The sequence below is a fragment of the Streptomyces albiaxialis genome (genome assembly GCF_039530985.1).
GTDB classification, from domain to species: Bacteria; Actinomycetota; Actinomycetes; order Streptomycetales; family Streptomycetaceae; genus Streptomyces; species Streptomyces albiaxialis.
Map to the genome: position 1 here is coordinate 489,400 of NZ_BAAAPE010000002.1, position 20,904 is coordinate 510,303.

At 73.5% G+C, this 20,904-nt stretch carries 21 protein-coding genes; 6 read left to right on the top strand and 15 right to left on the bottom strand.

Going from position 1 to position 20,904, the window contains the following annotated elements:
- Window positions 1-48: 48 nt before the first annotated feature.
- Together ABD343_RS07180 and ABD343_RS07185 are read left to right on the top strand one after the other, a co-directional pair.
- Entirely contained in the window at window positions 49-1,584 is a 1,536-nt protein-coding gene (locus ABD343_RS07180) for an NAD-dependent succinate-semialdehyde dehydrogenase (protein WP_344525228.1), read from the top strand.
- Window positions 1,581-2,966, top strand: a complete 1,386-nt coding sequence (locus ABD343_RS07185; protein ID WP_344525230.1) for a class-II fumarase/aspartase family protein — start codon at window positions 1,581-1,583, stop codon at window positions 2,964-2,966. Before ABD343_RS07180 ends, ABD343_RS07185 begins: the two co-directional genes overlap by 4 nt.
- A gap of 49 nt (window positions 2,967-3,015) precedes the next feature.
- Here the strand turns inward: ABD343_RS07185 and ABD343_RS07190 are convergent, their stop codons facing one another.
- The 5 genes from ABD343_RS07190 to ABD343_RS07210 are packed head-to-tail and all read right to left on the bottom strand — an operon-like array spanning window position 3,016 to window position 6,884.
- The gene (locus ABD343_RS07190) at window positions 3,016-3,528 is read right to left on the bottom strand and encodes an SDR family NAD(P)-dependent oxidoreductase (protein ID WP_344525232.1); all 513 of its coding nucleotides are present in this window, start codon (window positions 3,526-3,528) and stop codon (window positions 3,016-3,018) included.
- Window positions 3,525-4,241 (bottom strand): alpha/beta fold hydrolase, encoded by a 717-nt coding sequence (locus ABD343_RS07195; protein ID WP_344525234.1) that lies wholly within the window; start codon window positions 4,239-4,241, stop codon window positions 3,525-3,527. Before ABD343_RS07195 ends, ABD343_RS07190 begins: the two co-directional genes overlap by 4 nt.
- Window positions 4,241-4,597 (bottom strand): hypothetical protein, encoded by a 357-nt coding sequence (locus tag ABD343_RS07200; protein WP_344525236.1) that lies wholly within the window; start codon window positions 4,595-4,597, stop codon window positions 4,241-4,243. The genes ABD343_RS07195 and ABD343_RS07200 overlap by 1 nt, the downstream gene beginning before the upstream one ends.
- On the bottom strand, window positions 4,587-5,372 hold the full coding sequence (locus ABD343_RS07205; protein ID WP_344525238.1) for a Rid family hydrolase: 786 nt from the start codon (window positions 5,370-5,372) through the stop codon (window positions 4,587-4,589). Before ABD343_RS07205 ends, ABD343_RS07200 begins: the two co-directional genes overlap by 11 nt.
- Window positions 5,373-5,384: 12 nt before the next feature.
- The gene (locus ABD343_RS07210) at window positions 5,385-6,884 is read right to left on the bottom strand and encodes a monooxygenase (protein ID WP_344525240.1); all 1,500 of its coding nucleotides are present in this window, start codon (window positions 6,882-6,884) and stop codon (window positions 5,385-5,387) included.
- Window positions 6,885-6,940: 56 nt separating this feature from the next.
- On the opposite strand from ABD343_RS07210, the gene ABD343_RS07215 reads away from it, so the two are divergent.
- Window positions 6,941-7,606 (top strand): TetR/AcrR family transcriptional regulator, encoded by a 666-nt coding sequence (locus ABD343_RS07215; RefSeq protein WP_344525242.1) that lies wholly within the window; start codon window positions 6,941-6,943, stop codon window positions 7,604-7,606.
- A gap of 163 nt (window positions 7,607-7,769) precedes the next feature.
- Here the strand turns inward: ABD343_RS07215 and ABD343_RS07220 are convergent, their stop codons facing one another.
- On the bottom strand, window positions 7,770-8,096 hold the full coding sequence (locus ABD343_RS07220) for an ArsR/SmtB family transcription factor (RefSeq protein WP_344525244.1): 327 nt from the start codon (window positions 8,094-8,096) through the stop codon (window positions 7,770-7,772).
- 95 nt (window positions 8,097-8,191) lie between these two features.
- On the opposite strand from ABD343_RS07220, the gene ABD343_RS07225 reads away from it, so the two are divergent.
- Together ABD343_RS07225 and ABD343_RS07230 are read left to right on the top strand one after the other, a co-directional pair.
- Complete coding sequence (locus ABD343_RS07225) at window positions 8,192-9,238, top strand: flavin-containing monooxygenase (protein ID WP_344525246.1); 1,047 nt, start codon at window positions 8,192-8,194, stop codon at window positions 9,236-9,238.
- A gap of 190 nt (window positions 9,239-9,428) precedes the next feature.
- Window positions 9,429-9,773: a hypothetical protein gene (locus ABD343_RS07230; RefSeq protein ID WP_344525248.1), complete on the top strand. Its 345-nt coding sequence runs from the start codon at window positions 9,429-9,431 to the stop codon at window positions 9,771-9,773.
- Between the two features lie 108 nt (window positions 9,774-9,881).
- Here the strand turns inward: ABD343_RS07230 and ABD343_RS07235 are convergent, their stop codons facing one another.
- From ABD343_RS07235 to ABD343_RS07260, 6 genes are all read right to left on the bottom strand, one after another.
- The gene (locus tag ABD343_RS07235; RefSeq protein ID WP_344525250.1) at window positions 9,882-10,706 is read right to left on the bottom strand and encodes a class I SAM-dependent methyltransferase; all 825 of its coding nucleotides are present in this window, start codon (window positions 10,704-10,706) and stop codon (window positions 9,882-9,884) included.
- Entirely contained in the window at window positions 10,703-12,385 is a 1,683-nt protein-coding gene (locus tag ABD343_RS07240) for an ABC transporter ATP-binding protein (RefSeq protein WP_344525252.1), read from the bottom strand. Before ABD343_RS07240 ends, ABD343_RS07235 begins: the two co-directional genes overlap by 4 nt.
- The gene (locus ABD343_RS07245) at window positions 12,382-13,254 is read right to left on the bottom strand and encodes an ABC transporter permease (RefSeq protein ID WP_344525253.1); all 873 of its coding nucleotides are present in this window, start codon (window positions 13,252-13,254) and stop codon (window positions 12,382-12,384) included. Before ABD343_RS07245 ends, ABD343_RS07240 begins: the two co-directional genes overlap by 4 nt.
- A complete protein-coding gene (locus ABD343_RS07250; protein WP_344525255.1) occupies window positions 13,251-14,198 on the bottom strand; it encodes an ABC transporter permease in 948 nt (315 codons plus the stop codon). Before ABD343_RS07250 ends, ABD343_RS07245 begins: the two co-directional genes overlap by 4 nt.
- Window positions 14,199-15,737, bottom strand: a complete 1,539-nt coding sequence (locus tag ABD343_RS07255) for an ABC transporter substrate-binding protein (protein WP_344525257.1) — start codon at window positions 15,735-15,737, stop codon at window positions 14,199-14,201. It lies immediately after the preceding gene.
- Between the two features lie 337 nt (window positions 15,738-16,074).
- Complete coding sequence (locus ABD343_RS07260) at window positions 16,075-16,404, bottom strand: winged helix-turn-helix transcriptional regulator (protein ID WP_344525259.1); 330 nt, start codon at window positions 16,402-16,404, stop codon at window positions 16,075-16,077.
- A gap of 116 nt (window positions 16,405-16,520) precedes the next feature.
- On the opposite strand from ABD343_RS07260, the gene ABD343_RS07265 reads away from it, so the two are divergent.
- Window positions 16,521-17,411 (top strand): NAD(P)-dependent oxidoreductase, encoded by an 891-nt coding sequence (locus ABD343_RS07265; protein ID WP_344525261.1) that lies wholly within the window; start codon window positions 16,521-16,523, stop codon window positions 17,409-17,411.
- An 8-nt stretch (window positions 17,412-17,419) separates the two neighbouring features.
- On the opposite strand, the gene ABD343_RS07270 is transcribed toward ABD343_RS07265, so the two are convergent.
- The 3 genes from ABD343_RS07270 to ABD343_RS07280 are packed head-to-tail and all read right to left on the bottom strand — an operon-like array spanning window position 17,420 to window position 20,829.
- On the bottom strand, window positions 17,420-18,073 hold the full coding sequence (locus tag ABD343_RS07270) for a GOLPH3/VPS74 family protein (protein WP_344525263.1): 654 nt from the start codon (window positions 18,071-18,073) through the stop codon (window positions 17,420-17,422).
- Window positions 18,074-18,130: 57 nt separating this feature from the next.
- Complete coding sequence (locus tag ABD343_RS07275) at window positions 18,131-20,062, bottom strand: S9 family peptidase (protein ID WP_344525265.1); 1,932 nt, start codon at window positions 20,060-20,062, stop codon at window positions 18,131-18,133.
- Window positions 20,063-20,106: 44 nt separating this feature from the next.
- Window positions 20,107-20,829, bottom strand: a complete 723-nt coding sequence (locus ABD343_RS07280) for a TetR/AcrR family transcriptional regulator (RefSeq protein WP_344525267.1) — start codon at window positions 20,827-20,829, stop codon at window positions 20,107-20,109.
- Between the last annotated feature and the right edge of the window lie 75 nt (window positions 20,830-20,904).

The window sequence follows — 20,904 nt, forward strand, 5'->3', positions numbered from 1 at the left end:
GCCACCGGTGGACCAGCCCGTACGGCACACCCCAGAGAGAAGGGTTCCATGGAAACGATCACGCCGGACGAGGTCATCGGCCGTGTGGAGAAGGGGCTGTTCATCGCCGGCCGGTGGCGGCCCGCGACGGCGGACGCCGCGTTCGCGGTGTACGACCCGGCCATGGGCCGGGCGCTGTGCGAGGTCGCCGACGCCGCGCCGGAGGACGGTGCGGCGGCCCTCGACGCCGCGTACGCGGCCCAGGCCGGCTGGGCCGCGGTTCCGCCCCGCCGCCGGGCCGGGATCCTGCGCCGCGCCCACGACCTGCTGCTGGAGCGCGTCGAGGAGTTCGCGCCACTGATCACCGCGGAGATGGGCAAGTCACTGGCCGAGTCCCGGGCCGAGGTCCGCTACGCCGCCGACTACCTGCGCTGGTTCGGTGAGGAAGCGGTGCGGATCGACGGCACCTGGAAGGTCAGCGAGGACGGCACCGCGCGCGTCCTGGTCACCCGTCAGCCGGTGGGCCCCTGTCTGCTGATCACCCCGTGGAACGCGCCGCTGGCGATGCCCGCCCGCAAGATAGGACCGGCCGTGGCCGCCGGGTGCACCATGGTCGTCAAGCCGGCGCCGCAGACACCGCTCACGACGGCGGCGCTCGCCGGGGTGCTCGCCGAGGCCGGGCTGCCCGACGGGGTGCTCAACGTCGTCCCCACCACCCGGGCCGCCGAGGTCACCGAGCCCCTCCTCCGGGACGGCAGGCTGCGCAAACTGTCCTTCACCGGATCCACGCCCGTCGGGCGTCTCCTCCTCGCCCGGGCCGCCGGGACCGTGCTGCGCACCTCGATGGAACTCGGCGGCAACGCGCCGTTCGTCGTGTGCGAGGACGCCGACCTCGATGCCGCCGTCGACGGCGCGATGACCGCCAAGCTGCGCAACATCGGAGAGGCGTGCGTCGCCGCCAACCGCTTCCACGTCCACGCCGGTGTCGCCGAGGAGTTCACCGAGCGACTGACCGCGCGCATGGAGGCGCTCACCCTCGGTCCCGGCACCGACCCGGCCACCGACCTCGGACCGCTGATCGACGAGCGCCAGCGTCGCCGCGTCGCCGACCTGGTCGACGAGACGGTCGCCGCGGGCGCCCGCGTACGGACGGGCGCGGTGCTGCCGGACGGCCCCGGCTACTTCTATCCCCCCACCGTCCTCACCGGGGTCCCCGCCGGTGCGCGGATCACCCGCGAGGAGATCTTCGGCCCGGTCGCGGCGATCCGGACCTTCACCACCGAGGACGAGGCGCTCCGCGCGGCCAACGACACCGAGTTCGGTCTCGTCAGCTACCTCTACACCCAGGACGTGCACCGCGCCCTGCGCATGGGCGAACGGCTGGAGACCGGCATGGTCGGCCTCAACCGTGGCTACGTGTCCGACCCCAGCGCGCCCTTCGGCGGCATGAAGCAGTCCGGCATCGGCCGGGAGGGCGGCAGCACCGGCATCGACGAGTACCTGGAGCAGAAGTACCTCGCCGTCGACATGACGCCCACCACGCCCGCCCCGCGCGGGACCGGCGTCGTCGCCGAGGTCCGCGCGGAACCGGAGCAGGGCCGATGAGCAGCACCGTCTTCGACTCCGCGCTGTTCCGCGACATGTTCGGAACGCCCGGGATGCGCACCGTCTTCAGCGACGACACGTACCTGGAGACGCTGACCCGCGTCGAGGTCGCCCTGGCGCGGGCACAGGCCCGTGTCGGCGTCATCCCCCGGAGCGCCGCGGACGGCATCGCCGCGGCGTGCGACCCGCGGCGGCTCGACCGTGAACGGCTGCGCCGCGAGACCGGCAACGTCGGCTACCCGGTCCTTCCCCTCGTCTCCCAGCTCTCCGAACAGTGCGGCGACGACGGTGGACACCTGCACTGGGGCGCCACCACCCAGGACATCATGGACACGGCGACCATGATGCAATGCGCCGACGGCCTGTCCCTGATCGGCGCCGCGCTCGACGAACTCCGCGCACGGCTGCGCCACCTGGCCGCCGCGCACATCGACACCGTCACCGCCGGGCGGACCCACCTCCAGCACGCCCTGCCCCTCACCTTCGGCTACCGGGCGGCGGTCTGGCTCTCCGCGCTGGACCGGCACGCGGAACGCCTCGCCGAGGTGCGACGGCGCGACCTCATGGTGCAGTTCGGCGGCGCCGCGGGCACCCTGGCCTCCCTCGGGCCCGGCCCCGAGGCGTTGCGCGTACGGGCGGAGCTCGCCGCGGAACTGGGCCTGCGGGACCCGGAGATCACCTGGCACGTCGCACGCGACGGCCTCACCTCGATCGTCGGGCTCCTGGCCGCCGTCGGCGCGTCCGTCGGCAAGATCGGCACGGACCTCGCCCTCATGTGCTCGACGGAGTTCGCGGAGGTGGCGGAGCCCTATGCCCCCGGGCGGGGTGCGAGCTCCACCATGCCGCAGAAACGCAATCCCATCTCCAGCGAGCTGATGATCGCCGCCGCCCGGCTGCTGCGGGACAAGTCCTCCGCCATGCTGGACGCGGCGCTTCAGGACTTCGAGCGCGCCACGGGCCCCTGGCACATCGAATGGGCCGTCGTCCCCGAGGCGTTCCTCCTCCTGTCCTCGTCTCTCGCTCAGGCCTCGCACGCCGTGTCCGGGCTGCGGATCGACACCGCGCGCATGCGCGCCAACGTCGATCTGACGGGAGGGCTCATCATGGCCGAGGCCGTCATGATGGCCCTCGCGCCCCACCTCGGCCGACAGCGCGCCCATCACCTCGTCTCCGCGCTATGCGCCCGGGCCGCGGAGGACTCGGCGCCCCTCGCCGATGCGCTGTCGGAGGACCTGGACATCGTCGCGGTCCTCGGTGAACAGCGGATACGGCAGCTCTGCGACCCCGCCGCCTACCTCGGCAGCGCGAGGGCCATGACGCGGTCCGTCATCGGCCCCTCCGACCGCCCCGGCCCGGCGGACACGGCGGAACCGGCGCCGTGAGCGGACTCGCTTGAGCGTTCGCGGACCTGGACGGCCGCGCCCTGTCGGCTCAACCGAGCAAGGGGGACATGGCGCCGAGCACCTTGCTGCCGTCCAGGTCGCAGTACGCGTCCAGGAACGGCTCCCGGACGACCCCTCCGTTGCTCGTGACGGTGACGACCCGCCCGGCGCCGGACGCGCGCATCGTCGGCAGCACGTGCCGCGTGAGCGCGGCGACGCCCAGGAAGTTGACGTCGAGCTGCTTCTGCAGGGCGGCGTCGCTCAGTTGCTCAAGCGTGCCGAAGGTGGCGCTGCCTGCGTTGTTGACCAGGACGTCGATCGGCCCGAACTCGGCCGTCACCTCGTCCAGGCAGACGCGGGCCCCGTCGAGGTCCGTGACGTCCAGGGCCCGCACCGTCAGGTCCACGCCCTGACGTGCGGCCTCGGCCCGCAGCGCGTCGGACCGGCCGGTGTCCCGCATCGTCGCCACGACGCGCAGTCCCTTGTGTGCCAGGCCGAGTGCGGTGTGCAGGCCGATCCCGCTCGACGTCCCCGTGACCACCGCGACTTCTCTGTCTGTCATGCCGATTCACCTCGATCGGAGAAATGGACGGTCCGGCCGAGCGCCGCGCACAGGCGTTCGGGGCCGGTGACGGGCGCCATATGTCCGGCGTCCTGGACTGTCAGGTGCCGGGCCCCGCGCCGCAGCGCTGTCTCCGCCGCGTCGGCGAAGAAGGGTGAGGCCTCGAACCGTATGTACGTCTCCGGCGGGTGAGGGCCTGGGCTCGCGGGGTCCGGCAGGGGCTCCTCATGGGTGGCGCGGTTCATGGGCCGTGCCCGGGAGGCCACCCACTCCAGGTCCGCGGCCGCGAGCCCCATCGTCTCGAAGCCGAAGGGTGGCATCAGCCATGCCTCCCGCTCCTCCCACGGAGCGGCGGCGGCAGCGGCGTCGCACGCGTCGCGCAGGACGGGCTGGAGGTCGAAGGCGGACCGGCCGGGGGTGGGAAAGAACGCGTCCAGATATACGAGTTGCCGGATGCGCCGTGGTCGCTCGTATCCGGCACCGGCGATGACCATGCCTCCGTAGCTGTGGCCCGCGAGGATCACGTCGGCGAGCCGGTGTCTGTCGATCAGCGCGACGACCGCGGCGATATGCGTGTGCAGTCCGACGCCGGGCCCGGCCAGGGCGAGTGAGGGGCACAGGACGGTGTGGCCGGACGCCCGCAGCCGGGGGGCGACCCGCTCCCACGCCCAGCCTCCGAGCCACGAACCGTGCACGAGAACGAAGGTGGCCATCACGCCTCCGACTCGGCCTTGGCCGCCCAGGAGGAGCGGATGTCCCGCAGGACCCACTTCAGACGGTCATCGGGGATCAGGAACCCGCCGACTCCGGACGAGAACAGCACGTCGTACACGCGCTGGGACACCTCGGTGAGGCGCTCACCGAAGTCCTCGTCGTCCTCCGGCTTCGCGGGGAGAAGGATGACGAGGGTGTCGTCCCGCTGTTCCGGTGCCTCGACGGCGAAGTCCTCGCTCGGGCTGTGGCCCGACTCCTCGCACAGCACCGCTTTCGGGTCGGCGACGAGCCGTTCCCGGTAGGCGCTGTCGTTGACGAGCCGGAGTGTGTGGACGGTGCCTGCGTCATGCCTCATGGTCGCTCCGCGTCGCGGTGGTGCCGGTCCGGGCCTCGTGGAAGCTCCGGCGCATGGCCAGCAGTTGGGTCTTGAGCCGTTCGGGCAGCATCCAGACGAAGTTGTCCCCGCTGCGCCACAGGTCCATCAGGTTCACGGGCTCACGCCGGTCGGGTTCGTCCGGCCGCTTCGCGGGCGGGACGACGTAGTACAGCGTGTCGCGTTTCTGCAGCCTGACCTGCACGTTGACCCCCGGGGCCAGGTGCACTCCCATCGACGCCAGGGCCTTCGCGGGCTCGCGCTCCAGTCGCTCGGCGAAGTCCGGGTCCTCCCAGGCGCGGCGGGTGAGCGCCGCTTCGAGATCCTGTTCCTCCCTCCAGGCGGGTGTCCCGCGTCCTTCCACGGGGAGCGCGGCGGTCACCTCGACCTCGAGGAGGTATTCCGGGGCGAAGAGCGAGGTCACGCCGACGAGCGTGCTGGCGGGCGCTTCCCTGACACCGGCCCGCAGCGGCCCGAAGATCGCGGGCAGCAGCTCCGGGGTGTAGCCGACGACGTAGACGGTCTCTTTGACGATGTCGTTCCGGGTGGCGCCGAGCGCGGCGAGTGAGGCGTCGAGGTTGCGGGCGATCCGTTCCGCCTGGGCCTCGTGGTCGCCGGGCCCCACGAGCCGTCCCTCCGCGTCCTGGGCGACCTGCCCGGAGAGATGCGCGAGACGTCTTCCGTCGACGGTGACGACCTGGGTGATCTGGTCGGAGGGATTGTGCACGGACGGTGGATTGACGCGGTTCACGGACATGGTCCGCTCCTTTCAGGAAGCCGTACCCGCCCAGGCGGTCAGCGCCCGGGCCCGGTCGTCGGTGCGCGTGCCGCCGTCGGTGGTACGCGTGGCCCACGCGACGTGGCCGTCGGGGCGTACGAGAACCTCGGTCACCCCGTCGAGGTCCGCGTGTTCGTCGTGCTTGGTGACGGTGACGCCCGTGACCCACGGGGCCCGGTGCGCGTCGACGGCGTCCCCGGCCAGGCCGAGGAGTACGAAGCGCCCCTGGTGGAGCAGTTCGTACACCCGCGTCGCCTCCGAGCCCGCGACGGTCAGCCCGACGTCGGGCATGCGCCGCCCCACCAGCGGATCGGCGTCCGGAGTCGTGGGCGGATAGGCCGTGCCGAGCGCGGAGACCTGACCGGCGAGGCGGCGGTTGACCTCGGGCATGCCCAGCAGTTCGTCGAGGAGCTTGCGCAGGGCGGCGGCCGGGCGCCGGTACTGCCCGACGAGCGTGAGTTCCGCCAGCAGGGTCTGGACCTCGGTGTTCTCGGTGACGGACCGGCCGACCGGACGGCGCTCCCCGTCGTAGCTGTCCAGCAGCCCGGGCGGGGCCCAGCCGTTGACCTCGGCGGCCAGCTTCCAGCCCAGGTTCATGGCGTCCTGGAGCCCGGTGTTGAGCCCCTGCCCGCCCGCGGGGAAGTGGATGTGCGCGGCGTCGCCCGCCAGCAGGACGCGTCCCGAACGGTAGCTCTCCGCGAGCCGGGTGGCGTTGCCGAAGCGCGACAGCCAGCGGGGCTCGGCGACCCCGAAGTCGGAGCCGCAGACGCGGATGAGCGACTCCCGGAACTCCTCCAGGGTCACCGGCTCGCGGGCCGGCACCCGCATCCGCTCCGGATCCATGAAGGCGAACCGGATGAGACCTCCTTCCAGCGGCGCGACGATCGTGCCGCCTGCCCGCGCCGCGTCGAGGGCGCCCGGCTCCGCGTCGACGACCGCGAAGTCCCCGAGCACGCCCGTCATGGTCTCGTCGGTGCCGGGGAAGTCGATCCCCGCGTCCCGGCGCACCACGCTGCGCCCGCCGTCGCAGCCGACCGCGTACCGGGCGCGCAGGGTCCCGGTGCCGCCGTCGGGGCCGCGCACCTCCACCCCGACCCCGTCGGCGTCCTGGCTCACGGCGAGGGTCTCGTGCCCCCGCATGATCGGCACGCCCAGTTCGTGCGCCCGCTCCGCGAGGATCGCCTCGGTGCGGGCCTGGGCCAGGAAGAGGGTGTAGCCGTGCCGCGAGTCGAGGCCGCTGAAGTCCAACTGCGTGGGCAGCCCCGCGAAGTGCCAGCCCGGCACGGGGCGGCCGAGCGGGAGGAACCGGTCGAGCAGCCCCCGCTGGTCCATGAGTTCCACGCTGCGCGGGTGCAGGCTCAGCGCCCGTGAGTCGCGCTGCGGTTCGGTGCGGCGCTCCAGAACCCGGGTCCGTACGCCCGCCAGTGCCAGCTCGCAGGCGAGCATCAGCCCGGTCGGGCCCGCCCCCACGACGATCACATCGGTGTCCATCGGAGTGGTCTCCCTTGATTAATGAACAGCGTTCACTAATTACTATACTCAGCCCCATGAACTCTCCGTCAAGCCCGGCCAGAGGCCGTCCCCCGCGGCTCGACCAGACCCGCACCCTCCAGACCGCGCTCGACCTGCTGAACGAGTCCGGTCTCGACGCGCTGACCATGCGCCGCCTCGCCGACGCGGTGGGCGCCCGGGCGAGCGCGCTGTACCGCTACTTCGCGACCAAACAGGACCTGCTCACCGCGATGGCCGAGCGCATGGTCGAAGGCGTCGGGACCGCCGCCGGGCCGACGGGGGACGGCGACTGGAGCGAGGGGGTGGCACGCCTGGCCCGCGCGCTGCGCACGGCCCTGCTCGCCCACCGCGACGGCGCCCGCGTCTTCGCCGGTACGCACGCGACCGGCCCGAACACCCTGGGCTTCTCCGAGAGCCTCGTCGGCGTACTGCGGGAGGCGGGCTTCAGCGACAGCGAAGCGGCGCGGGCGCTCTACGCGGTGGCCAACTTCACCGTCGGCCACACACTGGAGGAACAGGCCGCCCTCCAGCCGGAGAACGAATCGCCCGCCGACCCGGGGGGCCTGCACGAGGCGGTGACGGCCGGGGCCTACCCCCACCTCGCCGCCACCCTGCCGGTGCTCACCAGCACGGACTTCGCGGCGCACTTCGAATTCGGCCTACGCCTGCTCCTGGACGGGCTGCGCGCCACACGGCAGTGAGCACGAGCCCCGGACGGAGGGACGACCGCGGAGACGTCCGCGAAGACGGACAAGGGCGCAGCCGCCCCCGCGGGTCCGCGGGGCCGATGCCGGGCGCCGCTTCCAGCACATCCGCGACGAGCGGCCCGCCAGGACCGGACAGGCCCGATGCCGTGCCGCTCGGTCAGCAGCAGACGCGCAGGTACGCCTGGAGGTCGGCGAGCGCCGTCGTGACACCCTCCTTGTCGCTGCGGTAGAGGACAGTCTTGCCCTCGCGGCGGGACGTGAGGATGCCGCCCCGGCGGAGGAGGGCGAGCTGCTGGGACGCGGTGGGCTGGCCGATCCCCGCCTGCTCGGCGACCTCGCCGACGGAGAGTTCGGCGCCCCGGGCGAAGAGGAGCATCACCTTCTGGCGGGTCGGGTGGGCGAGCGCCTTGAGGAAGTCGTGGGTGGCCGGGCGCAGTTCCGGGGCCCGGTCGCCGGAGTCCGCCGGCACATCCCGTGTGGCCATCGCCCGCCTCCCGCTCCCCCATCGCCGTCTTCCCAGGTCAGAGCCTAGCCGCCGCCTCGTATTGCTATTTTGAGATACGTCAATACACTGAGGTCATGCCGTACACAACGCATCCTGTGATCGTCATCGGCGGTGGTCAGTCCGGCCTGGCGGCGGCACACGCGCTCCGCGCGGCCCGTCTGCCGTTCCGCGTACTGGAGGCCTCCGACGAGGCGGTCGGCTCCTGGCCGTACTACTACGACAGCCTGGCGCTGTTCTCACCGGCACGGTTCTCCACGCTGCCGGGCGCCCGGCTCCCCGGGGACGGGGAGCGGTATCCGCGGCGGGACGAGGTGGCGGGCTATCTGCGGGCGTACGCCCGGCGGTTCGAGGAAGAGATGCGCTACGGGCAGCGGGTGGAGGCCGTGAAGGCCGCGCCCGGCGGCGGCTTCACGATCCGCACGGCGGGCGGGACGGAGCGCGAGGCGTCCGCCGTGATCGCCGCCAGCGGGTACTTCGGCCGCCCGCACCTGCCCGAGCTGCCGGGGCTCGCGGAGTTCGCGGGTACGGTGCTCCACTCGTCCGAGTACCGCGCGCCGGACGCGTTCGAGAGGCAGCGCGTGGTGGTCGTCGGGGGCGGTAACTCCGCGATGCAGATCGCCGCCGACCTCGCGGGGGTCGCGCGGGTGAGCCTGGCCAGCCGGGCGCCGTTGCGGTGGCAGGCGCAGCGGATCGCGGGCAGGGACCTGCACTGGTGGCTGACGCGTACGGGGATCGACAGCGCGCCCATCGGACGGTGGCTGGGCGGGAAGTCGATGCCGATCATCGACGACGGGCGGTACCGCGCGGCACTCGCCTCGGGCAATCCGGACCACCGCCGGCTCTTCTCCCGGCTGCACGAGGACGGGGTCGAGTGGCCGGACGGGACGCGCGAGCGTATCGACGCACTCGTCCTGGCCACCGGCTACCGGCCCGACATGGCGTACCTGGAGGGGACCGGCGCGCTGGACGCGAGCGGCGTGCCGCTGCAGCGGGGCGGCGTCTCCACGACCGTGCCCGGTCTCGGCTTCGTCGGACTGGAGTACCAGCGCAACAACGCCTCGGCCTCGGTACGCGGGGTGGGGCGGGACGCGGCGTACGTGGTGAGGAAACTGCGGCGGTGACGCCGTCCGGGCCTCAGACGCCGGGCCCTGGGCCCCCGCGTATTCGTACGTCATTCCCGCAGGTCCACAAGGCGGGTGAACGCGGCGTGCGCGGACTCGGCGGCGGGTAAGGCTGGTTCGCCCGGTACGCCCCGTCCGGAGGCGGAGTACCGGGTGTGTCCGTGTCGTCGTCGGAGAGGAACCCCGGTCCATGAAGAAGCCCTCGCGCGTCTCTCTCGCGCTCGCCGCCGCCGCGACGCTCCTCGGTGGAGGTGCCGCCCTGACGGCGGGGCCCGCCGCGGCGGCACCGGCCGCGCCCGGTGGGGCGGCTGTCGCGTCGAAGGCGGCCGTCAAGGGCACCGCGCCCTCGTGCGTCCGCCGGGACGTCATCAAGCACGAGAAGAAGGTGACCGTCGGGAACGACTGCGGCCGGACCATGCACCTCAAGGTCGTCATCGACCACGGGCCCGACTCCCGGTGCCTGACCTACCAGCACGGGCAGGCGTGGAGCTGGCACTGGCGTCTGGGTTCCTACGGCAAGGTGGTCACCTGCTGAGCCCCGCCCCGGAGTAGTCGGGGACCTCAGGAGCCGCGTCGAGGGCCGGGACACGCGTCCCGGCCCTCGGCCGTGCCGCGTGCCGCGTCCCGTTCGCGGGAGGGCCGCTCAGCGCAGCGCGGCCAGGACCGCGTCCGTCGAGGAGCACCACATGCGGCGGACCTCGGCGAAGCCCGTGCCGGTGAGGGCGTCCAGGTGCCAGGCCGTGGTGACGGGGCGGCCCTCGCGGATTCCGGCGTCGCCGCCGGGCTTGGGCAGGCGGGGGTCGTCGAACAGCTCGAACCGGCGCCGGGCGGCCCCGGCGAGCACCGGGTCGTCGGCGACCCGGGTCCACCAGTCACGCCAGTCCTGGGCCCCGGCGGCGCGGTCGCGCTCCTTGCGGGCGGCGTGGAAGGACTCCATGGCGGCGTTGAGGCGGGGCGCCTCGTCGTCGCGCATGTGGTCGGCGTTGAGGAAGACGCCGCCGTCCCGCAGCACTCCCGCGATCTGGCCGTAGACGGTCCGCAGGGCGTCGGCCGAGAGCCAGTGCAGGGCCGTCGCCGTGACCACCGCGTCGTACGGGCGGCGCGGGAGGGCCGCGGGCCAGTCGGGGTCGGTGAGGTCGGCGGTGACGAACTCGACCCGCTCGTCGCCCTCGAACGTGCCGCGCGCGATGGACAGCAGCACCGGGTCCAGGTCGAGGGCCGTGCTGCGGGCGCCGGGCAGCCGTTCGCGCAGCCGCGCGGTGATGCTGCCGGTGCCGCAGGCGAGGTCGAGCACGACGGGCTCGGGTCCGGCCACGGCCTCGACGACGTCGAGCATCACCCGGAACCGTTCCTCGCGGTCGGGCATGTACCACTCCTGCTGGCGGTCCCAGCTCCGCTGCCACGCCTGCCAGTCGTGCTGCACGGGCGTCCCGGTCTCCGTCCCGGTGTCCGTCTCCGTCTCGGTCATGTCGTTCCTCTCCTCGCTGTGCCGGTGGTGGGGCGGTCGTCGCGGGGCGCTCGGAGCGGTTCGCCGCCCGGCCGTTCCGCTTCGAGCAGGCGCCGGGTCGCCTCCGCGTCCGGGCGTGCCAGCACCTCGGCGCACTCCCCCGTCTCGACGACCCGGCCCTCGTCGAGCACGAGGATCCGGTCCGCCGCCCGGCGCAGCAGCCGCAGGTCGTGGCCGATCCACAGGACGGCCGTGCCCTGTTCGCGGCGCATCCGCTCCACCCGCGCCAGGATGCGCTCGGCCACCTCCGCGTCGAGCGCGCTGGTGATCTCGTCGCACACCAGGACGTCGGGCCCGGCGAGCGCGGCACGCGCGAAGGCGGCGCGCTGCAGTTCGCCCCCGGACAGCCCGTCCGGCAGCCGCCCGGCGGTCGTCTCCTGCACCCCCAGCTCGCCGAGCAGGGCCGCCGCCCGTTCGCGCGCCGGTCCGGGCGCGAGGCCGCGCAGCCGTACGGCCGTACGGGCGACCTGGTCGAGGACGGGGCGGCGGGGGTCGAACGAGCCGTGGACCTCCTGCCACACGTACTGCACCCGCCGCTTGCCCGTGGCGTCGCGGCGGCGCAGCACCGGCAGCGGCTCGCCGTCGAGGAGGACGTCGCCGTGGCGGCGCTCGTGGAGCCCGGCGAGGCACCGGGCGAGGGTCGTCTTGCCGCTCCCCGAACGGCCCGCCACACCGAGGCACTCGCCGGGGCGCAGGTGGAGCGAGACGTCGTGCAGCACGTCGTCGTGACCGCGCCTGCGCAGCCAGGCGGTGAGGCCGCGCGCCTCGAACAGCGGCGTACGGGAGGGGCTCTCGCCCTCGGCGGGGTCCGGCCTCGCGGGTCGGCGGGGCGTGGGCAGGGGCGGCAGTACGGCGTCGGGCGTGCCCCGCGCGGTGACGCGTCCGCCCTCCAGGAGCACCGCCTCGTCGGCGAGCGCGCGGACCATCGCGTGGTCGTGGCTGAGCAGCAGGAGCGCGAGGCCCGTACCGGCGAGCCGGGCCAGTTCGCGGGTCAGCGCCGCCTTCGTCACGGTGTCCAGGCCCGTGCCCGGCTCGTCGAGGACCAGGGCGCGCGGCCCGCAGGCGAGCGCCTGGGCGAGCGCGACGCGCTGCTGCTGTCCTCCGGAGAACTGGTGCGGGAAGCGCCGCAGCGTCGCCCGGTCGCCGGGCAGTTGGGCCTGGAGCAGGGCCTCCCGCGCGCGCTCGCGGGCAGCGGCGCGGCGCCGCCGCCAGGACCGCGCGGGCGGTCCGGACGGTCCGGACTGCCCGGGCTGTCCGGACCGCCCGTCGGCCGACAGGGCGTGCAGCGCGGCGAGTTCGGCGAGGACGGAGCCGGTGCGGCGGGCGGGGTTGAGGGCGCTGCCGGGGGCCTGCGGCAGATAGGCGACGGTGCCACCGCGTACGCGGTGGGCGCCGGTGGTCGCGCCGTCGGCGCCCACGACCTCGGTGCCGTCCACGCGGACCCGGCCCGAGAGCCGTACGCCCTCCCCCGCCTCGCCCAGCAGCGCGAGGGCCGTCGTCGTCTTGCCGCTGCCCGAGGGGCCGACGAGCGCGGTGACGCGCCCGGGCAGCAGGGCGAGTCCGACCCCGTCCACGAGCACCGTGCCGTCGGCGGTACGGGCGGTGAGGCCCCGGGCCTCGATCAGCGGGCGGGCCGTCATGCCGGGGCCTCCTTCCGGGGGCGGCGGGTGCGGATGCGGGTGTCGCCGTACGTCAGGAAGCGGTCGGCGAGCAGGTTGAGTCCGACGGTGAACATCACGAGCATCGCGGCGGGCGCGCACACCGACCACGGCTGGACGAGCAGCGCCTCCCGGCTCGCGGCGATCGTGACGCCCCAGTCGGGCGAGGTCGGCTGGAGGCCCAGGCCGAGGAAGTTCGCGGCGGCGACGGTGAAGACGGCGCCGGTGACGCGGGTGCCGATGTCGGCGGCGACGACAGGCAGCACCGATCCGCCGACGTACCCGAGCTGGACGCGCGCCCGGGACTCGCCCTGGAGCCGCATCGCCTCCGCCACGGGGCTGCTCGCGGCGCGGAGCGCGGCGGCCCGTACGAGACGCGCGGCGGCGGGGACGTTCACGAGCGCGACGGCCGCGCCGATGGCCAGGGCCTGGCCCTGGTGGCCGACGCCGACGACGCTGATCACGAGCAGCGAGGGGACGGGGAGGAGCACCTCGACGGGCCGCATCAGCAGCTCGTCCAGCCAGCGGTGGCGGCTGACGGCGGCGGCGAGCCCGAGCGCGCCGCCGATGACGTACGCGACGGCGACCGCGCCGGCCGCCGAGCCGAGCGCGCTGGCGCCGCCCCGCAGCAGCAGGGCGAGCACGTCCCGGCCCAGGCCGTCGGTGCCGAGGGGGTGGCGGCCGTCCAGCGCGTAGGGCGCGCCGGGGCCCGACTCCTCGGCCCACGGTGCGAGGAGCGGCCCGCACACCGCGAGCGCCACGGGCACGGCGAAGAGCACGGCCGCGAGGACCGTGGTCACGGCGCCCCGTGCGCGCTTCCGCGCCGGGGTCCTGGCCGGTTCCGCCGTCATCTGAGCACCTCCGCCTTCGGGGACAGCCGGTGCGAGACGAGGTCGGCGGCGAGGTTCAGGAGGAGCGCGACGGCGGCGAGGAGCAGCGTCAGCGCCTGGACGGTGGGGATGTCGCGGCTCTGCACCGCGTCGATGAGGGCGGTCGCGGTGCCGGGGACGGCGAAGACGGCCTCGACGACGAGGACGCCGCCGAGCAGCGTGTCGCCGGTGCGGGCCAGTTGCTGGACGGCCGGGACGGCCGCGTTGGGCAGCACGTGGCGCAGCACGAGCCGGGTGCGGGGCACGCCCAGGCGCCGGGCCTGCACCGCGTATGCGGAGCGCAGCGCCCCCAGGGTCCCGGCCCGCACCTGCCGGGCGAGCTGGCAGACGGTGCGGGCGAGCAGCACCGCGACGGGCAGCACCAGCAGGCCGGGGCGCGCGACGAGGTCGCCGGTGGTGGCGCCGATCCAGGTGGAGGGCAGCCAGCCCAGCTTCAGCGCGAACACGGCGACGAGCGCGAGCGACAGCACGAAGTCGGGTACCGCGTCGAGCGCGAGGGTGACGGCGGTGACCGTACGGTCGAAGCGTCCGCCGGGGCGGCAGCCGGCCAGCAGCCCGAGGACGAGCGCCAGCGGTACGGCGATCAGGACGGTGGCCCCCGCGAGGACGGCGGTGGCGCCGACGGAGTCCGCGACGATCCGGGAGACGGGCCCGCCGCCGGTGAACGAGGTGCCGAGGTCGCCGGTGAGCAGGCCGCCGGCCCAGTCGAGGAACCGTTCCACCGGCGGTTCGTCGAGGCCCATCTCCGCGCGCAGCCGGGCGATCTGCGCGGTTCCCGCCTTCTCGTTGAACAGCACGTCCGCCGCGTCGCCCGGCAGCAGCGCCGTCAGCAGGAAGACCAGGACGGACAGCAGCGCGAGCTGGCACACGGCCAGTCCGGTCCTCCGCAGCGCGTGGCGTGCCATTCAGTCGATCCACACGGTGTCGAAGCGCGCCCAGTCCACGGTGTTGGGCGCTGCGGGCCTCACCCCGTGGACGGAGGTGGAGACGGCGTTGAGCCACTCGGGATGGCTCCACAGCACGAGCCCGCCCTCGTCCCGCACGGTCCGCTGGAGCGCGTCGTACGCGTGGGTGCGGCGCTCCTCGTCCTTGACGCCCTCGGCCCGTACGAACTCCTTGTCGAAGGCGGGGCGCCGCCAGGCGCTGGCGTTCTGCGGGGAGCCGTCGAGGAGCCGCTGGGAGACGTAGGTGGGTATGGGCATGGCCCCGCAGCGGTGGTTGCCGATGTCGCCGGTCCTGAGCTGGTCGGTGAAGTACGTCTCGGGCGGGCCGGAGACGACCTCGACGCCGATGCCCGCCTCGTCGGCCATGTCGGCGAAGAGCTGCGCCGCGTTGACGAAGCCGTCGGCGGCGGTGGACGTGTAGAAGGTGAGCCGCCGCCCGCGCAGTCCGCTGCGCCGGGCGAGCGCGCGGGCCTCGGCGACGTCGCGCTCGCGCTGGGGCAGGCCCTCGGGGTAGTACCGGTAGCCCTTGCCGTACAGGTCGTTGCCCACGCGTCCGCGGTTGCCGTCCACGACCTCGACGAGCCTGCGCCGGTCCACGAGCAGTTTGACGGCCATGGTGGCGTCGGGGTCGTCGAAGGGCGGCCGGTCGGTCTTGAGGGCGAAGCCGTTGACGCCGCTGAGCGGTGTGGCGACGAGCGTCACCCGGGAGTTGCCCTCGGCCAGGCGGGCGAAGGTGGGGCTCATCTCGTGCGCGTAGTCGATCTCCCCCGCCTGTACGGCGCTGCCGCGCGCCTCCGTCTCCGCCGAGAGGATGCGCAGCTCGTCCAGGTACGGGGCGCCGCCCCAGTGGTCGTCGAAGCGGTGCGCGGTGAAGGAACGCCCGGCGCGGAAGGAGCCGAAGCGGAAGGGGCCGGTGCCGACCGGCTTGTCCGCGTTCCGGTAGCCGCTTCGGACGATGACGACGCCGGTGCCCGCGAGGAGCGAGGGGAACTCGGCGCCGGGCCGCTTCAGCCGCAGCTCGACGGTGTTCCGGCCGAGTGCACGGGAGCGGTCGAGGTCGAGGGAGGAGAGCGAGTTGGCGCCGAGGTGGTCGGCGGCCCGGGGGTCGAGGATGCGGCGCAGGCTGTAGAGGACGTCCTCGGCCTCCAGGCGGTGCCCGTCGTGGAAGACGGCTTCGCGCAGCCGGAAGCGCCAGACCGTGGAGTCCGCGTCGGACTCCCAGCTCTCGGCGAGCCGGGGCACGGGGCGCAGCGTGGGTCCGAGTTCGACGAGCTTGTCGAAGACCGCCTTGTGGCGCGCGATGTCCACGAACTGCCGCTGCTTGTGCGGGTCGAGCGTCTCCTTGGCGCCCGCTCCCGGGAACGCCGCGCGCAGGACCCCGCCGCGCCGCGGCCGTCCCGTGCCCCGCCGCGCGTCCCCCTCGCACCCCGCGAGCAGCGTCGCCGCGCCGCCTCCGGCCGCCAGCCCGAGGACGTCCCGGCGCGTCCGGTCCGCAGCCACGGCTCCTCCCGCCCGCTCCCTTGTTGCACATCATGTGCAGGTGCCAAGCGAGATCATTCCACCCGTCCGCCGGACGGGGCAAGGTGTCCCCACTACCCTGCCGACTGGACATCCGGCGCCGGTTTGACCACCTCGCATACCCCTGTGAAAGGGTGCAAAGTGGCCGATAGAACCGAGCGAAAGGGGAGAGCCATGTCCTCCAAGCGCCGCCGCAAGAAGAAGGCTCGCCGCAAGAACAACGCGAACCACGGCAGCCGCCCCCAGTCCTGACGGCAGGGGCGGGACAAGCGGCCGGGGCCGGGATCGGCGGACTTCTCCGCCGGGCCCGGCCCCGCGCTCATGGAATCGCCTCCAGCCGCTCCATGTGGTCCTCGCCCCACTGACCGAGGGGCGCGAGAGCGGCGACGAGCGACCGGCCGAAATCGGTCAGCGAGTACTCCACCCTCGGCGGCACCTCCGGATGGGCCTCGCGGTGCACCAGACCGCCCGCCTCCAGCTCCCGCAGGTGCAGGATCAGCATCCGCTCGCTGATGCCCTCCACTGTCCGCCGCAACTCCCCGAAGCGCAGCGGCTTCTCGTCGAGCCAGAAGAGAATCAGCCCTTTCCATTTCCCGCCCATCACGTCGATGGCGGCGTCCAGTCCGCAGGTGTATTTCCGATTCCGCACCGGAATCCCCCTCACAGAAATGTCAGTACCGAACAGAATTGTAGGTACTTGTCGAATTGTCGGTGCCCGCCGCAGCATGGAGCCTCCTCCCCGCCGAGAGCAATCAGGAGACACGTATGACCAGGCAGCACCGCATTCCCGTGACCGTCGTCGGCCTGGGGTCGATGGGCAGCGCCCTGGCCGCCGCCTTCCTCACCGCGGGACACCGGACGACCGTATGGAACAGGACGGCGTCGAAGGCCGCACCGCTCGTGGCCCAGGGGGCCGTTCACGCGCCGACGGCCGAAGAGGCGGTCGGGGCGAGCCCGTTGACGGTCGCCTGCCTCACCACGTACGAGGACACGCTTGCGGCCCTCGCACCGGCTGCCGCCGCGCTGCGGGGGCGGGCCCTCGTGACGCTCAACAGCGGCGCGCCGTCCGGGGCGCGCGCGATGACCGCGTGGGCACGGGAGCACGGCGTGCGCCATCTGGACGGGGCGGTCAAGAACGTCCCGTCCGCCGTGGGCGCCGAGGACACCCTGCTGTACTACGGCGGCGACCGTGCCGTCTTCGACGAATTCGCCCCGGTACTGCGGGTGCTGGGCGGCGACACCGTCCATCTCGGCGACGACCCCGATCTCGCGGCCCTCTACGAGATGGCGGTGGGCGGCACCCTGCTGCCCGCGCTCGTCGGCTTCTTCCAGGGCGCGGCGGCGGTACAGGCGCGCGGCCTCACGGCGGAGTCCCTGGTGCGGTACAGCGAGAAGTGGTTCGAGATGATCATCTCGCTGCTGCCGGTCTTCGCCCGCGAGATCGACCGGGGCGAGTACGGCGACCCCGCCTCGTCCGTGAACCTCTTCCTCGCCGGAGCCGCCCACGACGCCGAACTCGGCGAGGAGGCCGGTCTCGACATCGCCTGGCACAGGCCCCTCCACGAACTGCTGGAGCGCGCCGTCGCGGCCGGGTACGGCGAGCACAGCGTCTCCGCGCTGACGGAGGTGCTCAAGAAGCCGTCACCGGCGGCATAGCCGCAGGCTCAGGTACCCCAGCCGCCCCCGACGGCCCGGCTCGACAGGTACGAGTCGCGCAGCGCCTTGCGCAGGCCCGGGACCGCCGCGTCGAAGCGGGCGGCGAGGGCCTTGAGGGCCTCCTTGTGCCCGGCGCGCTCCTTGCCGGAGAACACGCTGGTCACCTCGGTCTCGGCCGCGAGGACGGCCATCGTCAGCGCGTCCATCGGGACCGCCGCCGGGTCCGCGCCGCCGAGCACGGCCTCGCGCACCGTCTCCTGCTCGGCGCGCACGCCCTCCGGGTCCATGACCGTCACCCGGTCGACGGCGAGCATCTTCATCCACTTGTCGTGCTGGACGGTGACCGCGCCGGTGGCGGCGAGCTGGAGGCGGACGGGCTTCTCGGACGCATGGGCCTTGCCGTGGACGAGGGAGAGCCAGCTCTTGGGTTTGTCGGCGGGCACCTCGTGCCACACCTCCGCGAGGAACGTGTCCTCCGGCGGCTCGGTGGCCGTACGGCGGCCCTTCCCGCCCTCGGCGCCGATCCGTCCGTCGAGGGCCAGTTCGGCGAGCGCGGCGGCGCGCAGCAACTGGCCGCGCCCCTGGAGATTGGTGAGTTCGAACTTCTCCTTCCGCACGGTGTAGCAGAGCAGGAAGAGGCGTTGGGGCAGTGTCGGGCGCATCTCTCTTCTTTCCTTCTCTTCTTTCTCGCTCTTGTTTCTCGCTTCTTCCTCGTCCGGTCAGGCCGGTCCGGCGGGGCGCGGTGCGCCCAGGTGGCGGGCGAGGAAGCGGTCGGCGGCCCGGTACACGTCGATGTTGTTCTCCGGGTTCACGAAGCCGTGGCCCTCGTTCTCCTTCACCAGGTATTCGACCTCGACGCCGCGGGCGCGCACCGCGTCGACGATCCGGTCGGACTCGGCCCGGACGACGCGGACGTCGTTGCCGCCCTGGACCACCATCAGCGGCGTGCGGATCGCGTCGACCCGGCTGATCGGCGAGCGGGCGCGCAGCTCCTCCGCCTGCTCGGGGTCGTCCGGATCGCCCGCGTACAGGTGCCAGTTGTTGGCCAGGTGGGGGCGGGCGAAATCGGGCACCGTGCGCAGGAAGCCGACGAGGTCCGAGACCCCGCAGAAGTCGACGGCGGCGGCGAACACGCCGGGCGTGAAGGCGACGCCGACCAGCGCGGCGTAGCCGCCGTACGAGCCGCCGAAGACCGCGACGCGGCCGCGGTCCGCGTACCCCTCCTTCACGGCCCAGTCGACGGCGTCCACGAGGTCGTCGTGCATCTTCCCGGCCAGCTCGCCGATCCCGGCCTTGAGGAAGGCCTTGCCGAAGCCGGCCGAGCCGCGGAAGTTGACCTGGAGCACCGCGTGGCCCCGGTTGGCGAGCATCTGGACGACGGGGTGATAGCCCCAACTGTCGCGGGACCAGGGGCCGCCGTGCACCAGCAGCACCAGTGGGAGCCCGCCGGGCTCGGCACCCGGCGTTCCGGCACCGAGCGGCAGGGTGAGGTACGAGGGCAGCTCCAGGCCGTCGCGCGCGGTGACCGTCACCGGCGTCATCGGGGCGAGCGCCTCGGGGTCCAGGTGCGGGTACGGGCGGAACAGCCGCCTGCCGCGCCCGGTGGCGTGGTCGTAGAACCAGGTGACGCCGGGATCGCGGGCGTGGGTGAAGCTGACGACCCAGCGCTGTCCGCTCTCGTCGGACGACACCGCGGCCAGGTCGCCGTCGGACAGTTTCTCCAGGTTCTCCAGGACGGCGGCGAAGTGCGGGTCCAGCGCGTGGATCACCTGTCGCTCGCCGAGGTAGCGGACACCGGTCAGCTCGCCGGTACGGCGGTCGCGGATCAGGGGCGAGGGCAGCGCGGGGAAGACCGACGACCGGGTGTCGAGGTCGAATTCCGGGTGGCTGTCGACCAGGGTCTCCTCGCCGTCGGCGAGATCGAGCCGGACGAGCCGGCTGCGGTCGGTGTCGCGGTAGGAGCCGATCCACACGCCGGTGCCGTCCGGCGTGAGCTGGAACGGATGGACGCCCAGCGGGTGGTCGGCGCCGTGGAACGTGGTGACCCGGCGCCGCGCGCCCGTCTTCGCGTCCCACTGCGCCAGTTCGATGTCCCCCGCGTCGGTGAGCGTCTGGACGTACAGGTCCCCGCCGGGGGTGCGCAGCCAGCCGCCGACCTCGCCGGGGTTCCGCGCGAGCACGGTCAGTCCGCCGGTGGCGATGTCGAGTTCGTAGAGGTCGAACTCAGCGGGATTCCTGCGGTTCAGTCGCACCAGCGCCGTGCCGGGTCCGGTGACGGCTGCCTCGAAGCCCTTGGCCGTGACGCCGGGGAACGGGGTGAGGTCGACAGCCCCGGCGTCCGGGTCGTCGAGGTCCACCCGGTACAGATGCCAGCCCTCGTCGCCGTCGCCGTCCTGCTCGTAGAGGAGCCAGCGCGGGTCGTCGGTCCAGTGGTACGTGTGCACGCTGCGGTTGCCGTCGGCGGTGACGCAGCGCGCGCCGCGCTCTCCCCGGTCCTCGACAGCCTCCACCCAGACGTTCAACCGGTCCCGCCACGGCGCCAGATACGCGATCCTGGCGCCGTCCGGCGAGATCGTCGCCTTGGTGCGTACGGGCGAGCCGAAGAAGTCCTCGACGGCGATCCGCGGAACCTCGGGCGGGGGGACGGGCATGCGGGCGCTCCTTCTGGGTCGTCGTCCCGGTACGTACGGGAAGCTCACGCGGCGGGTTCACCGGGCTCATCGGGTTCACCGGGCCCGCCCGGACCGACCGGCCCGACCGGACCGACCGGTTCGCCGACGATGCCGCGGGTGGCCGTGTGGATGGCATGGGCGAAGTGCCGGGAGAGGGACGGCACGTCCCGGTACCCGGTGAGGTCGGCGTCCGCGAGGACGGCCGCGCCGATGTGCTCGTCCAGCACCCGTACGACCGCGGCGGCGGCAGCGGCGTGCGTCCGTACCTCCAGGTCGCCGACCGGGCGGCCGAGGCGTTCGCCGATGATCACGCCCAGCTCCCGCTCCGTCTGGTCGCAGGCCATCAGCCAGGCCGTGCGCAGCGCCGGTTCGGTCCCGGCGAGCACGATCATCCGCATGCCGAGCAGCTCGTCGGCGAGCCCCGCGGGCGGCAACGTGCCGCGGACCGCCGAGAGTTCCGTGACCAGGTGCTCTTCGAGGGAGCTGTGCCGGGGCCAGCGGCGCAGCACCCGTACGAGGGCGAGGGCGCCCTGTGTGACGACCGGCTCCGCGCAGCTCTCCTTGCTGCGGAAGTGACGCCAGACGGTGCGCGTGGACACGCCCGCGGCCCCGGCGATCTGAGCGCCGCTCGTGGCGGCCACCCCCTGCGCCCAGAACAGCCGTGCCGCCTCACGGGAGATCTCCAGCCGCACCCGCGCACGCCGCTGCTCCGCCGTCCCTCCCCCACCGCGCCCGCCACTCGCCATGCCGCCTCGCCGCCCTTCTCCTTCGCGTCACCTTCGCGCGTCGCCAAGCGACAGTATGTCATTAAGTGACGCACG

What these genes read in the sequence shown, in the direction of transcription:
- ABD343_RS07275 (WP_344525265.1), bottom strand. Translation starts at nt 20,062, where the DNA reads ATGCCCGTCCCCCCGCCCGAGGTTCCGCGGATCGCCGTCGAGGACTTC.
- ABD343_RS07200 (WP_344525236.1), bottom strand. Translation starts at nt 4,597, where the DNA reads ATGAGGCATGACGCAGGCACCGTCCACACACTCCGGCTCGTCAACGAC.
- ABD343_RS07185 (WP_344525230.1), top strand. Translation starts at nt 1,581, where the DNA reads ATGAGCAGCACCGTCTTCGACTCCGCGCTGTTCCGCGACATGTTCGGA.
- ABD343_RS07270 (WP_344525263.1), bottom strand. Translation starts at nt 18,073, where the DNA reads ATGCGCCCGACACTGCCCCAACGCCTCTTCCTGCTCTGCTACACCGTG.
- ABD343_RS07180 (WP_344525228.1), top strand. Translation starts at nt 49, where the DNA reads ATGGAAACGATCACGCCGGACGAGGTCATCGGCCGTGTGGAGAAGGGG.
- ABD343_RS07195 (WP_344525234.1), bottom strand. Translation starts at nt 4,241, where the DNA reads ATGGCCACCTTCGTTCTCGTGCACGGTTCGTGGCTCGGAGGCTGGGCG.
- ABD343_RS07190 (WP_344525232.1), bottom strand. Translation starts at nt 3,528, where the DNA reads ATGACAGACAGAGAAGTCGCGGTGGTCACGGGGACGTCGAGCGGGATC.
- ABD343_RS07250 (WP_344525255.1), bottom strand. Translation starts at nt 14,198, where the DNA reads ATGGCACGCCACGCGCTGCGGAGGACCGGACTGGCCGTGTGCCAGCTC.
- ABD343_RS07230 (WP_344525248.1), top strand. Translation starts at nt 9,429, where the DNA reads ATGAAGAAGCCCTCGCGCGTCTCTCTCGCGCTCGCCGCCGCCGCGACG.
- ABD343_RS07210 (WP_344525240.1), bottom strand. Translation starts at nt 6,884, where the DNA reads ATGGACACCGATGTGATCGTCGTGGGGGCGGGCCCGACCGGGCTGATG.
- ABD343_RS07220 (WP_344525244.1), bottom strand. Translation starts at nt 8,096, where the DNA reads ATGGCCACACGGGATGTGCCGGCGGACTCCGGCGACCGGGCCCCGGAA.
- ABD343_RS07280 (WP_344525267.1), bottom strand. Translation starts at nt 20,829, where the DNA reads ATGGCGAGTGGCGGGCGCGGTGGGGGAGGGACGGCGGAGCAGCGGCGT.
- ABD343_RS07245 (WP_344525253.1), bottom strand. Translation starts at nt 13,254, where the DNA reads ATGACGGCGGAACCGGCCAGGACCCCGGCGCGGAAGCGCGCACGGGGC.
- ABD343_RS07215 (WP_344525242.1), top strand. Translation starts at nt 6,941, where the DNA reads ATGAACTCTCCGTCAAGCCCGGCCAGAGGCCGTCCCCCGCGGCTCGAC.
- ABD343_RS07235 (WP_344525250.1), bottom strand. Translation starts at nt 10,706, where the DNA reads ATGACCGAGACGGAGACGGACACCGGGACGGAGACCGGGACGCCCGTG.
- ABD343_RS07205 (WP_344525238.1), bottom strand. Translation starts at nt 5,372, where the DNA reads ATGTCCGTGAACCGCGTCAATCCACCGTCCGTGCACAATCCCTCCGAC.
- ABD343_RS07240 (WP_344525252.1), bottom strand. Translation starts at nt 12,385, where the DNA reads ATGACGGCCCGCCCGCTGATCGAGGCCCGGGGCCTCACCGCCCGTACC.
- ABD343_RS07225 (WP_344525246.1), top strand. Translation starts at nt 8,192, where the DNA reads ATGCCGTACACAACGCATCCTGTGATCGTCATCGGCGGTGGTCAGTCC.
- ABD343_RS07265 (WP_344525261.1), top strand. Translation starts at nt 16,521, where the DNA reads ATGACCAGGCAGCACCGCATTCCCGTGACCGTCGTCGGCCTGGGGTCG.